At 46.2% G+C, this 16,361-nt stretch carries 14 protein-coding genes and 2 rRNA genes; 11 read left to right on the top strand and 5 right to left on the bottom strand.

All coding sequences use genetic code 11. The features are described from left to right. The first annotated feature begins 443 nt into the window (after positions 1 to 443). From NG833_RS08950 to scpB, 9 genes are all read left to right on the top strand, one after another. Positions 444 to 1,019: a PadR family transcriptional regulator gene (locus NG833_RS08950; protein ID WP_254564944.1), complete on the top strand. Its 576-nt coding sequence runs from the start codon at positions 444 to 446 to the stop codon at positions 1,017 to 1,019. Positions 1,020 to 1,100: 81 nt separating this feature from the next. Then, positions 1,101 to 3,029 carry an efflux RND transporter periplasmic adaptor subunit gene (locus NG833_RS08945; protein ID WP_254564943.1) on the top strand — a complete coding sequence of 643 codons (1,929 nt, stop codon included), beginning with the start codon at positions 1,101 to 1,103 and terminating at the stop codon, positions 3,027 to 3,029. Between the two features lie 168 nt (positions 3,030 to 3,197). Next, complete coding sequence (locus NG833_RS08940) at positions 3,198 to 6,410, top strand: efflux RND transporter permease subunit (RefSeq protein ID WP_254564942.1); 3,213 nt, start codon at positions 3,198 to 3,200, stop codon at positions 6,408 to 6,410. Between the two features lie 169 nt (positions 6,411 to 6,579). Further along, positions 6,580 to 6,726, top strand: a complete 147-nt coding sequence (locus NG833_RS08935) for a ribbon-helix-helix protein, CopG family (RefSeq protein ID WP_015149313.1) — start codon at positions 6,580 to 6,582, stop codon at positions 6,724 to 6,726. 14 nt (positions 6,727 to 6,740) lie between these two features. Further along, entirely contained in the window at positions 6,741 to 8,675 is a 1,935-nt protein-coding gene (locus tag NG833_RS08930; RefSeq protein WP_254564941.1) for a S9 family peptidase, read from the top strand. Positions 8,676 to 8,713: 38 nt separating this feature from the next. Further along, positions 8,714 to 9,298: a rhomboid family intramembrane serine protease gene (locus NG833_RS08925; protein WP_254564940.1), complete on the top strand. Its 585-nt coding sequence runs from the start codon at positions 8,714 to 8,716 to the stop codon at positions 9,296 to 9,298. Between the two features lie 69 nt (positions 9,299 to 9,367). Then, positions 9,368 to 9,631, top strand: a complete 264-nt coding sequence (locus NG833_RS08920; RefSeq protein WP_254564939.1) for a TIGR02450 family Trp-rich protein — start codon at positions 9,368 to 9,370, stop codon at positions 9,629 to 9,631. Positions 9,632 to 9,684: 53 nt separating this feature from the next. Continuing rightward, on the top strand, positions 9,685 to 10,536 hold the full coding sequence (locus NG833_RS08915; protein WP_254564938.1) for an ABC transporter ATP-binding protein: 852 nt from the start codon (positions 9,685 to 9,687) through the stop codon (positions 10,534 to 10,536). Between the two features lie 251 nt (positions 10,537 to 10,787). Next, positions 10,788 to 11,357 carry an SMC-Scp complex subunit ScpB gene (gene scpB, locus NG833_RS08910; protein WP_254564946.1) on the top strand — a complete coding sequence of 190 codons (570 nt, stop codon included), beginning with the start codon at positions 10,788 to 10,790 and terminating at the stop codon, positions 11,355 to 11,357. Between the two features lie 70 nt (positions 11,358 to 11,427). Here scpB and NG833_RS08905 read toward each other — a convergent pair whose 3' ends face one another. Then, positions 11,428 to 12,270 (bottom strand): pentapeptide repeat-containing protein, encoded by an 843-nt coding sequence (locus NG833_RS08905; RefSeq protein WP_309143842.1) that lies wholly within the window; start codon positions 12,268 to 12,270, stop codon positions 11,428 to 11,430. An 801-nt stretch (positions 12,271 to 13,071) separates the two neighbouring features. Here NG833_RS08905 and NG833_RS08900 point away from each other — a divergent pair. Both NG833_RS08900 and NG833_RS08895 read left to right on the top strand, forming a co-directional pair. Continuing rightward, positions 13,072 to 13,776 (top strand): DUF4230 domain-containing protein, encoded by a 705-nt coding sequence (locus tag NG833_RS08900; protein ID WP_254564937.1) that lies wholly within the window; start codon positions 13,072 to 13,074, stop codon positions 13,774 to 13,776. Between the two features lie 158 nt (positions 13,777 to 13,934). Further along, entirely contained in the window at positions 13,935 to 14,336 is a 402-nt protein-coding gene (locus NG833_RS08895; protein ID WP_254564936.1) for a hypothetical protein, read from the top strand. Between the two features lie 699 nt (positions 14,337 to 15,035). On the opposite strand, the gene NG833_RS30365 is transcribed toward NG833_RS08895, so the two are convergent. From NG833_RS30365 to NG833_RS08880, 4 genes are all read right to left on the bottom strand, one after another. Then, complete coding sequence (locus tag NG833_RS30365; protein WP_256555881.1) at positions 15,036 to 15,170, bottom strand: hypothetical protein; 135 nt, start codon at positions 15,168 to 15,170, stop codon at positions 15,036 to 15,038. Between the two features lie 217 nt (positions 15,171 to 15,387). Beyond that, on the bottom strand, positions 15,388 to 15,588 hold the full coding sequence (locus tag NG833_RS08890; protein WP_254564935.1) for a DUF6887 family protein: 201 nt from the start codon (positions 15,586 to 15,588) through the stop codon (positions 15,388 to 15,390). Between the two features lie 406 nt (positions 15,589 to 15,994). Then, a 5S ribosomal RNA gene (gene rrf / locus NG833_RS08885) occupies positions 15,995 to 16,112 on the bottom strand. Positions 16,113 to 16,175: 63 nt separating this feature from the next. Beyond that, positions 16,176 to 16,361, bottom strand: a 23S ribosomal RNA gene (locus tag NG833_RS08880); the annotation flags it as partial.

Below are 16,361 nucleotides of genomic sequence, written 5' to 3'. Positions count from 1 at the left end.
CAACAAATAAATCATCCTTGCTTTGATGCGATCGCACCTAACAAGGCTCTTTTAGCCCGCGCAGGCACCGCTTTGTCCGTGTAGCCCCAGGCTTGAGCCTGCGGGTTTTTTGAAGGTTTTATTTTTTGGAGTTCCCTTAATGGGATGTCCGAGTTGGTGGAAATATCCAGATAAGCCCGCACCCTCAAGGGTCTTGCTCCACAAACAGAGCCTCTCCTGCGCGGGCTAAATACATGGGCAATCCCCACAAATTTCATTCCTATAAAACTTGACAAAATAACTAAATAATGATATTTGAAATATCTTTGTCCCCCGACTGTGGGGGCTGAATTGCTGTCGCTGCACCCTGTTGGGGTGTGGGCAAACATTGACATCACCCAGAAACTTAACAAAATTTAATCAATTAGGCTATACTGTAGCCTGGATATATCAAAATGATATAAATGCTTGAACTCTCTGCTTTAGGACTCCTGCAACGCCATCCCCTACATGGCTACAGGTTGAAGCAAGAACTGGAGCTATTTATGAGTAGCTGCATGAGCGTCAACTATGGAGCCATCTACCCCTTGCTGAAACGCTTGGAGGAACGGGGTCACATTGCGGCGATCGCCCGGGAAGCCGGAGACGCGGGTCCCAGTCGCACGATTTATGGCATTACCCCATCGGGACGCGATCGCTGGCGGCAGAAAATGCTCGAACACCCCCAGGATAGCTGGGTAAAAAGTCGGGCGCGTTTTGCCATTAAATTTTTCTTTTTCAGTGATTTAGAACCCGAGGCAAGGCTGGAATTAATGGAACATCGCTTAGGGCTTTGTCGCGCTCGATACAAAAGTTTCGCAGAAAAACCGTTGCCGGAGGATTGCTATCAAATCGCCGTCTGGAATCGACATTTGGATGTTCTGAAATCGGAAATCGAATGGGTGCAAGAACAGATTGCCATTGAGGTTAAACAGCCGGAAAGGGATGCCGTTCAAGTAAAAGGAGAGGGAAAACACTCAGGAGATCACCAACGTTCTTAATCGGGTTAAATTGATTCGTTACCCAATTTTCCATAAAATTTTACCTTATTTATTGCTAATTCAGACAAAACCCGGGGAAATATGGAATTACCAAAGACTTCCAATTCAACAGTAGAAACAGAAGAAAAGGCGCATTCCTTTTCTAACAAAACGGAATTAGACCGACAGCAAAGCAAACCGTTGCAGGATAAAAAACGCCGGTTTAAATGGGCCAGCAGGCGGGGCCGAACGCTGGCGTCTGCTCTGTTTCTGTTGTTATTAATTGCCGGTGGTGGCACCGGCTGGTACTTTTGGCAATCGCGGCAAACGGCAACGGCGAATAGCGAACAGCAACGCGGACCCCAAGGACCCCAAGGGGTGGCAGTCCGGTTAGCTACCGTGGAAATGACCAATTTAAGAGAAACCTCAGAATTTGTCGGGACCTTAGAAGCACAACAGGCAGCAGTTGTGCGCTCAGAAATGGCCGGAAGGGTGAGTCAGATTAATGTCAAAGCGGGGGATAAAGTCTCCCGAGGCGATATGATTGCCCGGATTGATACTCGCGAAATTGAAGCCAGACTCCGCCAAGCCCAGGCGGCACAAGCCCAGGCGCAATCTCGCGTTGCAGAGTTACAAGCGGGAACCCGACCGGAGGAAATTGCCCAAGGAGAGGCCCGTTTAGCCGCAGCCGAGGCCCGATTGGCGGAGGTGCTCGCGGGGACTCGTCCAGAAGAGATTGCTCAAGCACAAGCGCGTTTGCGGCAGGCACAGGCGCGATTGGCCCAATTGCGGGCGGGGAATCGTCCGGAAGAGATTGCCCAAGCTCAAGCTCGGTTACAACAGGCGCGATCGCGTTTGGAATCCTTACGGGCTGGGAGTCGCGGGGATGAAATCGCCCAAGCGATCGCCCAAATTGCCGATGCTCAAGCGCGGGTGGAGTTAACCACGGAACGGGTGGAACGGAATCGGGAATTAGCAGATCAAGGGGCAATTTCCCGCGATCGCTTTGATGAAGTAGTCACGGAAAATCGGCGTGCCCAAGCGGATTTACAGCGATTTCGCCAACGGGTGGAGGAGTTGGAAAACCAGCGACAGGAGGACATTATCGGCGCTGAATTACAAGTGACTGAAGCGGAACAAGCGTTAGCTGAGTTACAAAGTGGGGCGCGTCCCGAAGAAATTGCTCAGGCGGAAGCGGAGGTGGCGGAAGCGCAGCAACTGCTGAATCAGCGAGAAAATGGCGCAAGACCCGAAGAAATTGCCCGCGCCGAAGCGGAAGTGGAAGAAACAAGGCAAGAGTTACGTCAATTAGAGAATGGGACCCGACCCGAGGAGATTGACCAAGCTCAGGCGCAAGTGGCGGAGGCGATCGCCCAAGTGAGAGCGTTGGAGGTGCAGTTACAAGATGCCAATGTCGTCGCACCCTTTGAGGGAATTGTCGGCGATATTCCAGCGAAAGTGGGAGATTTCGTCACCGTGGGGCAGGAATTAACAACTTTGACCCAAAATGATGCGTTGGAATTACGGCTGTCCATTCCTCTGGAACGGGGGTCTGAGTTGCGTGTGGGGATGCCGGTGGAAATTACCGATGCTAACGGACAACCGTTGAGTACGGGGACCGTGAGTTTTGTCTCTCCCACGGTGAATTCCGATTCCCAAACGATTTTAGCTAAGGCAAGGTTTGCCAATCAAGGACAACTGCGCGATCGCCAGTTTGTGCGGGCTAAATTAGTTTGGGACGAACGGGACAATCGGATTGTGGTGCCAACTACGGCGATTACCTTCCAAGGGGAGGACCGATTTATCTTTGTGGCGCGAGGGGAGGAACCGGCGACTGCGGAACGAGTGGCGGTAACCTTGGGATTGGTCCAAGGCGATCGGGCGGAAGTGATTGAAGGACTGGCAAACGGCGATCGCATCGTCATTTCGGGTTTACAACGACTATCCGACGGCGATCGGATTCGTCCGATTGTCGATGAACCTGCGATAGCGAATCCCGAGTCATCTCCGGAGGCAGGAACATCTCCGTAGGTGAGAACGAAAGTCTACAAAACCCCGCACCATTATCAACACCGGCGGGGTTTAAAACGTTGGGCCTGTAGTGGCGCTTCGCGAAGCGCCACTACGTCGGGGGTTCAAACCCCCGCCGGGTCTGGCTTAATCAGGAACTAACCCTAATCGTCGCGAATCCCTAACTCAATGTTTACTACTTTTTTTGTCAAACGCCCGGTTTTCGCCTCCGTCTGTTCCCTATTGATTATCATAATTGGGGTGGTCGGTTATACAAGATTGCCGGTGCAGGAATTTCCCAGTATTGACCCGCCAGTTGTGACGGTATCCACGGTTTATCCCGGTGCCAGTCCCCTCGTGGTGGAAACCGAAGTCACAGAAATTTTAGAAGGTCAACTGAATGGGATTGAAGGGATTAAAACCCTCACATCCCAAAGTCGAGAAGGGGTGAGTTCGATTACCCTCCAGTTTAACCTCGATCGCGATTTGGATTTGGCCGCCCAAGACGTGCGATCGCGAGTGGATCGGGCGCAGCGCCAACTCCCGGATGATGTAGATACTCCCCAAGTTACCAAACAGGAAGGGGATGTTTCTCCCATCGTGTGGTTTGCCTTATTTGGGGAAAATTACACCTCCCTCGAATTAAGTGACTATGCCGAACGGTTTATTACGGATAACCTAGAAACCGTTCCTGGAGTTAGTAACATCTTTATCGGGGGTCAACGGCGCTATGCCATGCGATTGTGGGTTGATCCCGTCAAACTGGCAGCGCGGAATTTGACGGTTTTGGATATTGAACGTGCCTTGCGTCAAGAAAATTTAGAAATTCCCGGCGGTTTAGTCGAGGGAGAACAATCGGAATATACAGTCCGAGTTCTCGGTAGACTGCAAACCCCGATGGAATATGAAAATTTAATTCTTCAGCGCAACCCCGATGGTACACAAATCCGATTTAAAGATGTAGGACGGGCAGAAATTGGTGCAGAAAACGATCGCTCGTTTGTCCGTTTTAAGGGCATTCCGGCAGTTTCTCTAGGGGTTGTAAAGCTCTCCAGTGCCAATACTATTGAAGTTGCGCGCGGTGCCAAAGCCAAAATGGAGGAACTCTCCAAAGATTTCCCAGAAGGGTTAAATTATCAAATGGCTTTTGACCGTTCGGAATTTGTGGAACTCGCCATTGAGGAAGTTTGGAGTTCCCTTTTTCTGGCAACTTTGCTGGTGATTCTGATTATTTTTGTTTTCCTGCGCGACTGGCGATCGACCTTAATTCCTGCCGTCACTATTCCGGTTTCCCTTGTCGGTGCATTTGCGGTGATGTTTATTTTGGGGTATTCCATTAATACCCTAACTTTATTTTCCCTAACCTTAGCCACGGGGTTAGTTGTGGACGATACCATCGTTGTTCTGGAAAATATTGTCCGCTATATTCAAGAAAAGAATATGAAACCCTACCAAGCAGCAATGCTGGGGGTGAGTGAGGTTGTCTTTGCTGTCATTGCCACCACGGTTGTGTTAATTGCCGTATTTATGCCCGTAGGGTTTTCCGGGGGAAATACTGGGCGATTGTTTACAGAATTTGCCCTAACCCTCGCCGGTTCTGTGGTGATTTCTTCCTTTGTTGCATTGACTTTAGCACCGGCATTATCTGCCCGAATCTTAAAGCGGGATGCAGAAATGAAAGGCGGGGTTTTTGCAATTATCGAATTATTTTTCGACCGTATGGAACGGGCATATCGCTGGTCTTTGCGGAAAATCATTCCCTTGAAAGCGATTGTAGTGATTGCTTTTATTGGGTCCTTAGCCTTAACCGTCTTCTTGTTTAATCAAGTCCCCAAAGAATTCATTCCCACCGATGACCGAGGGGCAATTTTTACGATTGTTCGTGCTCCGCAAGGGGTAACGATTAATTACACCGATAATGTCATGCGGCAGGTGGAAGAAGTCTACAGTCAAGTCCCCGAAGTGAACACCTATTTAACCATTGGGGCATTTGGTCGGGGAACACCCGGTCAAGTCAACCAGGGATTTGCCTTTGTTCGCCTCTTACCTTGGGCAGAACGGACGGAACCGGGCCAGTCTCAACAGGAGATTATTGGCCGTTTATTTGGCCAATTTTCGCGGATTACTGATGCCGTTGTCCTGCCGATTAATCCGCCTTCTTTACCCGGTGCCGGGTTTAGTCAGCCCGTCGAATTCGTGTTGCAAGGGAGTGATTTGGAGGAGTTGGCGGCTGTTTCCCAAGACTTGGCAAATCAAGCTAATGATTTACCAGAATTGGTAAATGTGGATACGGATTTAAGCCTAACTAAACCGGAATTGGTTGTCAGTATTGACCGCGCTCAAGCGGCTAATTTAGGGGTGTCGGTTCAGGAAATTTCCCGAACGTTACAAATCATGTTAGGCGGACAAGAAATTACCAATTTTAACCGAGGAAATCGCCGCTATGAGGTCATTGTTCAATCGGAAAAAGAATTTCGAGCCTCTCCTCAAGATATTGAGCAAACCTATATCCGTACTCAGTCGGGTCAGTTGGTTCCTTTGAGTAGTGTGGTAACGGTGAATCCTTCTACCACACCCCCACAAATTAACCATTACAATCGCTCTCGGGCCGCCACAATTTCTGGGTCTCCTGCACCAGGTAAAACCTTGGGAGAAGCATTAGAGGCGTTACAAAATTTAGCCCGGGAAATTATTCCCCCGGAGATGCGAGTGACTTTAGCAGGTCAGTCTTTGGAATATACGGAAGCGGGACAATCGACCCTGTTTATTTTTGGGTTATCCCTGGTCTTTATTTTCTTGGTGTTAGCGGCTCAGTTTGAAAGTTACATTGACCCAATTATCATTCTCTTGGCTGTTCCCTTGTCTCTGCTAGGGGCATTTGCTGCTTTATTAATGGCGGGACTAGACTTAAATATTTACAGCCAAATTGGGTTAATCATGCTGATTGGATTGGCAACTAAGAACTCAATTTTGATTGTGGAATTTGCCAATCAGCGCCGGGAAGAAGGACTCTCGATTACCAAGGCGGCGATCGATGCCGCAAAGGTGCGCTTTCGTCCGATTTTGATGACGGCATTTTCCACCATTTTCGGATTGCTACCCTTAGCATTTGCCACGGGTGCAGGTGCAGCAGCGCGGGTCTCTATTGGGATGTCAGTTGTTGGTGGAATGTTTGTTTCTACTTTATTAAGTTTGTATGTGATTCCGGTGTTTTATACCATTGCCATGAAAGCGCAATATCGGTTAATGCACAAAGGACATGATGAAACAGAGAACACGGTTTCGGCTGAAACGGTGGAACAGGAGTCGGTTTCAAATGGCAATGGGAAGAGTACCCAAACGTTGAGAAAAGTAGAACAAGAACGAGGCGATCGCGAGAATCTCCCCTCTGGGCGACGCTAACTCAGTTTGAAGTTCCATCCTAGCCCGATGGAACTTCACCCACTTTCTAATTTACTCTCAAAACTATAAACCTCAAGAAAACAATCATTATTTCTCGCTTGCACTTTTGGCTCAAATTACAATATACTAAAATTTCTTGTACCTCTTGTTATAACCACACCCCCCAAAAATGGCCCGAGATGAGTTATTACAAATTCGGATCAGCACCCAAGAAAAAGAGCGCCTGCAATTAGAAGCAGAGCGACGCGGAGTATCCATGTCTGAAGTCATCCGTGACTATATTAAACGTCTGCCTAAATCAAAAAAAGAATTGTAATTAAGAGATAGAATATGTCTAACCCGCAAATTGCTCCCTATGGTTCCTGGAAATCCCCGATTACTTCCGATGCGATCGTCGCTGGGAGTATTGGACTCGGGCAAATTTTTTGGGACAATCAAACCCTCTATTGGTTGGAAATGCGACCTCAAGAAGGGGGCAGAAATGTCCTCGTTTCGCGATCGCCCCAGGGAGAAATCCGGGATATCGTTCCCGCACCCTTCAACGTTCGCACCCGCGTTTGTGAATATGGTGGCGGTGCCTTTACCGTCAGCAACGGTACCGTTTATTTCTCCAACTTCAGCGACTCCCGCCTCTACCGTCAACCCCAAGGAGAAGAACCGCAACCACTAACCCCGGAAGCGAATATGCGCTACGCCGATTTTACCGTCGATACTCCTCGGGGACGCTTAATTGCAGTGCGAGAAGACCATACCAGCGCCGGAGAACCCGTCACCAGTTTAGTCAGCATTAATTTAGCAGACGGTGCACAGATGCGCGTATTGGTGGCAGGAGAAGACTTCTATGCTACCCCGCGCCTCAGTCCCGATGGTCAACATCTGTGTTGGTTGAGTTGGAATCATCCTAATATGCCGTGGGATGGTACCGAATTGTGGGTCGCACAAATCAATCCCGATGGTTCTCTCGGCGAAACCCATCAAGTTGCTGGAGGCGTTAACGAATCCATTTTTCAACCCCAATGGTCTCCAGATGGGACCCTCTATTTTGTATCCGACTGCTCAGGATGGTGGAATCTCTACCGATCGCACCCCACCACTGGCACTATCGAACCCGTCTGCGAAATGTCTGCGGAATTCGGACTTCCCCAGTGGGTGTTTGGAATGTCTACTTATGGATTTGCCAGCAGCAGTCGCCTAATCTGCACCTACACTCAATTCGGAATCTGGCATTTAGGCAGTATCCACCTCTCCACCGGCATCCTCCAGGAAATTACAACGCCGTACACTTCCTTGAGTTCCCTGCAAGTCAACGGCGATCGCGTCGCTTTCATAGGCGGTTCCCCCACCGAACCCACGGCGATCGCCCAATACCATCTCGACAGCGGCGAACTGCAAATCCTCCGCAAATCCACCACCTTAACCATCGATCGCGCCTACCTCTCCCAACCCCAACCCGTGGAATTTCCCACAGAAAACGGATTAACCGCCTATGGCATCTTTTATCCCCCCAATAATCAGGATTATATTGCCGCCGAGGGTGAATTACCGCCCCTATTAGTCAAAAGTCATGGCGGACCCACCTCCTCTGCCAGCAGCAGTCTCAGTTTAAGCATTCAATATTGGACCTCCCGGGGATTTGCCGTCCTCGATGTCAACTATGGCGGCAGTAGCGGATATGGACGGGAATATCGGCAACGCCTAGAGAATCGCTGGGGAATTGTCGATGTCGATGACTGTGCCAATGGCGCGAAATATTTAGGGGAACAAGGATGGGTGGATAGCAACCGACTGGCGATCGCCGGAGGCAGTGCAGGCGGTTATACAACCCTCTGCGCCCTCACCTACCGAGATGTCTTCAAAGCCGGTGCCAGCTATTATGGAGTCAGTGACTTAGAAGCCTTAGCGAAAGAAACTCATAAATTTGAGTCCCGCTATCTGGATAAACTAATCGGTCCTTATCCCAAAGCGAAGCAAATTTACATCGAGCGTTCTCCCATCCATGCTTGCGATCGCATTTCCTGTCCCGTCATCTTTTTCCAAGGATTAGAAGACAAAATCGTTCCCCCAAACCAAGCCGAAGCAATGGTGAATGCGTTAAAACAAAAAGGCATTCCCGTCGCCTATCTTCCCTTTGAAGGTGAACAACATGGTTTCCGCAGGTCCGAAAACATTAAACGCGCTTTAGATGGAGAATTTTACTTTTATTCAAGAATTTTTGGCTTTGAAACCGCCGAAAACCTAGAACCCGTTTCCATCGACAATTTCTAACCATAAACCAGGCCAATTGTCTAGTAAGAGGCATAACGATGAGCAGAAACAATGTCAAGGCGATCGCCAACACAATCAAAACCCAAATTCTGATTTTGGGTGGCTTTGTCGCCATCATGTGGATTGTCCAAATTCTCAACCTCTTCCTGTTCGGAGGCAACTTACTCATCTATGGCGTTTATCCTCGCCACCCGGACACTTTACGCGGCGTTATGTTTATGCCATTTTTGCATGGAGGGTTTCCCCATTTAATCGCTAACACAATCCCATTCGTGACCCTCGGCTGGTTCGTCATGGTTCGGGAAATTCGCGACTTTTGGGTCGTCACTGCTATCACCATGTTAGTCAGTGGATTAGGGGTTTGGCTATTTGGGTCTACCGGGTGGCATATCGGTGCCAGTGGACTGGTATTTGGCTATTTAGGTTATCTCCTCTCTCGCGGATTTTTTGAACGCAATTTACCCTCAATTTTGCTATCCATCATCGTGGGTATATTGTATGGGGGAATTATCATCGGAGTCTTACCCATCCAAGCAGGAGTCTCCTGGGAAGGTCATTTATTCGGATTGATTGGCGGTGGAATTGCCGCTTGGTTGTTATCACGCCGTTCATCTCTGTCTTAACCGGGAATAATTAGGCGATCGCTCACTGGGGCGATCGTCATTTGTATCAAAAATTCAAGGGTGAGAACAATGGCAAAAAAACAAAAATTTCCCTATTTAGTCGGTTCCAAATGGACCTCCCAACAAAAAACTTGGGGATGGAGACATTTCCAAGTCGTGAATCGCAAAAACGAAGGCAAATGGGTATTTGCAGAAATGGTATCTGCTTGTGACCCCAACGTGCGCTTTTGGATTAATGCCACCCAATTTAAAGATAGAACCCTCTGGCAAGCGGGTTGGCAAACTTTACAAGAAATGCAGTCCCCAGAGGAACAGGATTGGGTAGAACTGTAAGGACACTTTCATGATACAGTCAGCAAAGAAAAATCTACTTAACCTAACTTTCCATGAGTGCTGCGGTTACCGTCGAAAACGTCCAAAAACTCTATAACAAAGTCCCGGTGGTTAATGACTTATCATTTACCATTGCACCGGGAGAAATGTTTGGCTTGCTGGGACCCAACGGTGCAGGCAAATCCACCACAATTCGGATGCTCACCACCCTCACCAAACCCAGCAGTGGGAGTATCAAAATTGCCGGATATGATGTCCAACGTCAACCCATCCAGGTGAAGCAGTGCATCGGCGTTGTCTTACAACAAGTCAGTGTGGATAATGACCTCACCGTCTGGGAAAATATGGAGTTTCACGGACGATTACATCATATTCCGAACCGGGAACGGCAAGAGAGAATCAAGCAATGGCTGAATTATGTGGAACTAGGCGATCGGCAAGATAGCCTAGTAAAAACCCTATCAGGCGGCATGAAACGGCGCTTACAAATTGCTAGAGCCTTGTTACATCAACCGGATATCTTATTTTTAGATGAGCCAACCGTCGGACTCGACCCCCAAACCCGACGTAGGTTGTGGGAAATTATCAAAGATTTAAACCGCCAGGGGATGACAATGTTGCTCACCACCCATTACATGGATGAGGTGGAATACCTCTGCGATCGCATTGGTATTATGGATGGAGGGAAATTAATTGAACTGGGGACACTCAGCCAATTTAGAGAAAAACATGGAGAAGGATTGGTGATGAAACAAATAGGCGATCGGTGGGAATATAAATTTTTCTCCGACATTGCCGCAGCGAACACCTACCTGGAACAACAACCAGATAAAACCGGGTTAATGGTTCGTCCTTCTAACTTAGAAGATATTTTTGTCGAACTCACCGGACGGCAGTTAGACTAATCAACTTAGAATGTTTATAGCGGTTCCTAGACTCATCAGGAACGGATGCTATTAATTAATAAATAATTAATTATTAAGGAGTGCGAGCATCTTGCTCGCTATTAAAACAAGCGAGCAAGATGCTCGCACTCCTTAATAATGGACCTCATAACAGTGGGGACCGCTATAACAGAACAAGTTAAATGTCGAACGAACTCCACAGCGTTTACAATATTTTGTGGTCAGAGGTGTTGGATGCACGGAAATCGTCAATGTCAAGTTTAGCCAGCCAGATTGAAGCCATACTGTACTTAAAAGGGAAACCGCTTGCGATCGCGGAAATTGCCGAATATGCCAACTGCGACAAAGAAACCGCAGAAGAAGCACTCATTCAACTGATTAATGATTATGCTCACCGAGACAGCGCGCTAGAAGTGCTAGAAACCGAAAACGGCTACAGCTTGCAACTGCGAGAGACGTTTCAAGACTTCATGCATCGCTTAATTCCCGCAGAATTAGGCGTCGGTGCCTTGAGAACCTTAGCGGCGATCGCCCTCAAAGGCCCCCTCAGCCAAACCGACCTAGTAGAACTGCGCGGTTCAGGAGCTTATCAGCACGTTCAAGAATTAGTCCAACAAGGATTTGTCCGCAAACGCCGACAACCGGAAACGCGATCGTTCTCCCTGCAAGTCACCGCCAAATTCCATCAATACTTCCAGCTAGACCAACTACCCAAACAGCTAGAATTACCCTTCCAAAAAGAACAAAATTCAGAAAACGATGAACCCGATGAATTTGATGAAACCCCAGAACAATTCCCCGAAGAATCACCCACTGAATAGAGAGGAAAAAACGCGCTGTGTTGTCATTCCTACTGGTTGAATGTGAAAAAAGCAAGGGAAATAGGAATTTCTAAGCTTGACTCAACGCTTGTAAAAATTCCAATACTACCCAATCACTGTCTTCCGTACATTGGGTAACCGGGTAATGGTGGATGATGTGGATCCCCTGAGTTTGCAGAAGGCGATCGGTTTCTGCCTCATCCTCCGCCACCCCCTCCACCACGAGAATCCCTAACTTTCCTTCAGAACAAACCAGAAAATGAGGGGTTTGATTTTTCCGACCCTCCGGAGTCGTCAACCGCGCCGTAGCGTTGGGGAAAAACAAAACCCCCGCGCGATCGAGTGCTTCTGCAATCTTCACCTCTGCCTGCGATCGAAACTGCCAACCATTCCAGGAATGAGAACTGGATTCAGAATTTGAATGGGCGATCGGGTTTATTCCCGCTTCGGCATTGATATCATCTTCGTTTAATACAATCTTATCATCCTGCCTTTTCGCTTTGTAGAAATCGCCTTGACAGGAATCAGCTTGGCCTAAATTAGCAAATAGTTTTGCACCACTGAGATTAGCTTCACTTAAGCTACCTCCGCTAAGATTCACTCCAATGACTTGAGTGCGATAAAAATTTATTTGATTCCGCCGTAAATACCGCTTCAAAACCGATTGAAGATTACCTTTTTTAACCTTTTCTCCGAATGCTTCCGAGAGTAACTTCCAGAGTTTAGCACCAGCATCCTTAAGATAATCAGGGTCATAGCCAGTAGTTTTAGAAATTTCGCGATAAGAGAGACCTTCCCAAGACTGACGAAACACTATCTCTTGAACATGGTTGAGGCGTTCATAATCGAGTACCGTTTCTGCGATCGCGAGAGCTTCGTCAACCGTCATGGCTCCAAGTCCCTCAAAAGTCATGATAATTTAACAATAGGGAGTCAGCTAACCCAATCTTCATGCTGCAAATGGTTATTTGCTCTGCTCTGCAATACCTAATACCTTTCTGGAAAAGCATTTCTGGAAAAGCATTGCCTCAGAACCCAAGGCAGTGGGCCCTCAACCTGAACGCCGATATAGCAGCACTTTTGGAAGCTGGAATCTGCATCCCAAAGTAAATTGTACCATAGGGAATACCTTTTTATTACTTTTCTCCTACTTTTCACTTACTTTTTTTCCCATAAAAAGATGAGATAATCTTATTGTGTGGAAAAGAAAAACCTCTGGTTAACCGAGAGGGAGTCGCTCATAGGGCAAAAAAATCGACTGGCATAAAACCAGACCATAATTGATAGTCGCTCAGTGTTCTACTCCTAACCTGTGTTACTATTACGCACAGCTACGAGAGAATTGAGCAAATCCTTTAAAGTCTACGGCCAGGATTCAAAAGTACAACCAGCTTACTGATGACAAAATTACTTCAGGCTAAAGAGTTATTTATGTATAGGGGCATACATAAAATTACTGGACAGTTGAAGACCTCTCTCTAAATTATCTCCTAGAACTTCGCCCTGTCCAGATTTAACACTAAAAATAAAAACATAAGTAAAGATTATTTAAGATTTTTAACACTATGATTGATAGAAAAATTTTGTGTGTAAAATAGACGATAAGCGCTGCTATACCATCAGGCTGATCGCTGGGTTAGTCGGTCAGATGGGGTGATCGGCGATAGCTGTCAGTATTTAAGTTTCTTCTAGCTAAATACCAGGAGTTTTTTGTATGAATTCAAGCACCAGTCAAAGACATCCACTTAAAAAGGCATTTGAGAATCCATTTTTCCAAAAAATAAGCATTTATATGCTATTGTTTTTCTTCCTACAATTTTTGATTTTTCAACTAAGTGGAGCAGTACGGAGTACATTTTATTCTATAACGCAGGCGCTTTTACCTACTACAGAAACCACTGTAGAAATCAGAAACATTATAATTAGCGGCCTCCAAGATATGAATGAACTGACAACTACCCAGATGTCTACTAAAGCTACAGTGGATTTCAAAGAAGAACGGAAATTTTTTGATCGGATACCATTAGGGGACACTCATGTAGTTTATGAAGCAGTGGGAACCGTGCAAGCGGGAATTGACTTAGATCAACTTGATGTTAAAAAAATAGATGTAGCAAACCATCAAGTTCGGCTTATATTACCACCGCCTCGAATCATGAAAGCATTTCTTGACGTTGAAGGATCTCATGTTGTTATACATTTCCGCCGTTGGTTCGGGCGTTCAGTAGAATCAGACTTACAAGAGCGAGCGCAAAGAGAAGCTTTAGCTGTAATTAAAAAAGAAGTCTGTGCCAATAATATTTTGGATAACGCCAATCAACACGCTAAAAAGCTGGTCGAAAACATTTTACATAGTGCCGGGTATGAAAAAGTGATTGTAGATACTCAACCTCCCGGAATTAATGCTTGTCGGGTTTAGTTGAGTGTAAATCAGAGGAATAAACTGATTTACACTCAATCTGTGGGGGGACGAGGGCGCTATGATTTTAATACCCTATTTTACAATAATAAGGGCAGCGCCTAACCCACCCTACTAATTACTATTGTTCATAAATTTAATTTCAAGGATGATAAAAAATGGCAAAATATTTACCTATGCACGATTCAAGTCAAGCAATACCAAAAGAAGAACTGCAAAACATTGAAAATCAATATAAGTCTAATAGCAAAGCAATTGCTGCGTTAAAATTTATAGAAAATAACAATGGGAATATTGTAGCTACGATTCAAGAAATTTCTGAAAATACAGGGGTTCAAGTTTCAATCATATTAAAATCTTTAGACAATCAATGCCGTAATATTTTAAGGGATAAAGATGTAAGTGAAGATTTACCGGCTCTGGCTAATAAGATTGTTTCTGGTGTGACTGTAGCAGCACTTTTGGCTAGTCACGCAACTCTTGCTCCTTTTGCTCCTGTATTGGGGTATTCTGCTGCATTGGCAGTAAAAAAAGGGATTAAATTATATACACAAGAATAGCCAATTAAACAAGAGATTCAGAATTTGTCTCATAGAAAAAAGCTATAATCGGATCACATATCTATTATTTCAATAGAGGATTATTTCATAACGTTAAAGCAGCGCCTAACCTATCCTACCAATTGCCTACACATTGGCCTGACTAATTTTTTTCGATTAAACCAAAATTAGGAGGATACATGATTTATCGATGGATAGTGATTTCTTTTTTGTCTTTATTATTATATCTGGGAAATTGCCAAAAACCTGCTATTGCCTCCGTCTCGGTATTTACAACTGATTTTCGGCATAATCCATCCATCATTTTGATAGCAAAAACCGATTGTAATGACTGTACATATTGTGATGGTTGCGAAGGAGAAAGCTGTGCAGAATGTTCTGATTGTTATACCTGCAATCAAAGTGAAGATTGTTCGGACTGTGAAGATTGTTATGGATGTCAAGGAGATGAATGTGCAGAATGTGTTGAATGTGAATCTTGCAGTAATGATTTAACTTCAATTCAGAATACTTCATCTGGACAGCGAAAATTTCTAGGAAATAATTATAGAGGGTCTTTAACTGTCCAGTAAGTCTGTTTATGGCCTGATGCCTGAATGACTCTTTGGCGTGAAGGAATTTTGTCAACAGTAAGCTGGCTGGACTTTACGGTAAAATATAGGGGGCAGATTGGAGCAGAGTCAGTCGGCTTGTTCACTGTTAGACCGCAATGATAGGGTCAACTTCATGACTGTAAATTGAAAAGTCTTGGTGAATGAAACAGTATTCGCATTTTCCTTCAGCCCGATCGCTCGTAAGCTGACGCCAAGCCGCCGGTATGGAAGAAAAACTCATTGTATTGATTCTGCATAAGCTTTTGCCTTGAGCAACGTCATTAAGCGATCGAGTTGCTCGGATAAATCTAGTTCTTCTGTTGAGGATCCTTCAACACTTCTCCCCCCTCGCCTTTAACACTACAGAATCAGGGGAAGCAATTTCTGAGAGGGAATCTTCCCTAATGCAAGGCAATACATCGACAGTCTATCCAAAACGGCGATCGGCAACAAACGTATTATAATTTTGATTGAATTTTTTCCACAAAAAGAGCCTTCATCTCTTCATCGGTAATATCGTAGGCGTATTTAGCAGTATTTTCACTTCTACGGCTCATCAGAATTTTAAGTGCTGCGTGACAAGCAGACTCATCATTCCAATGAGCTTTAATATAAGCCTTTAATTCGCGATTGGTCAGATTTTCAAGATTTTTGCTCATTCAACAAACTCCCACATTCCCTCGTCATTAATTACCCTTGTGCAACAGTGGGAAAATTTTCACCTCATACCAAATCTGGTTGTAAAAAATCCGTTTTCTCTATTAGCCCGCGCAGGCGGGCTTCGTCCGTATAGCCCCACCCTTTAGGGTGCTGGGTTTTGCCGTTTTCTCTCCTTAGCCCGCGCAGGCGGGCTTCGTCCGTATAGCCCCACCCTTCAGGGTGCTGGGTTTTGCCGTTTTCTCTCCTTAGCCCGCGCAGGCGGGCTTCGTCCGTATAGCCCCACCCTTCAGGGTGCCGGGTTTTGTTCGTATAGCCCCACCATGCACGGGTGCGAGTTTTTACAATTAAAACCTATTAAAACCACAAAACCCCAACACTTTCGTATTGGGGTTCTGTCTAATATTGACCGGGCACCGAGCTATTTTCCCAGGAGGCTACCCTCCAAGTATCTTCGCCGCAGTCGCGTTTCACGTCCGAGTTCGGGAAGGAGTCGGCGTGGTTCCACGAAGCCATAGGCACCCGGAAAACTGTGAGGTTTATAAACCCTCAAGACTGCATAAAGAAAAGAAATCAAAGAAGATATTATGAGGTCAAGCCCTCGGTCTGTTAGTACGCCTTGGCTACATACATTGCTGCACTTCCACCTAGCGCCTATTAACGGGTGTTCTGCCCGTGACCTTACTGGATTAACTCCATGAGAGCACTCATCTTGAGGTGGGCTTCCCACTTAGATGCTTTCAGCGGTTATCCGCTCCGCACTTGGCTACCCTGC

The organism is Oscillatoria sp. HE19RPO (assembly GCF_024220515.1).
Lineage (GTDB): Bacteria > Cyanobacteriota > Cyanobacteriia > Cyanobacteriales > Laspinemataceae > Laspinema.
Note: the sequence above shows the minus strand (reverse complement) of the source record. Positions and strands in the feature narration are given on the sequence as shown.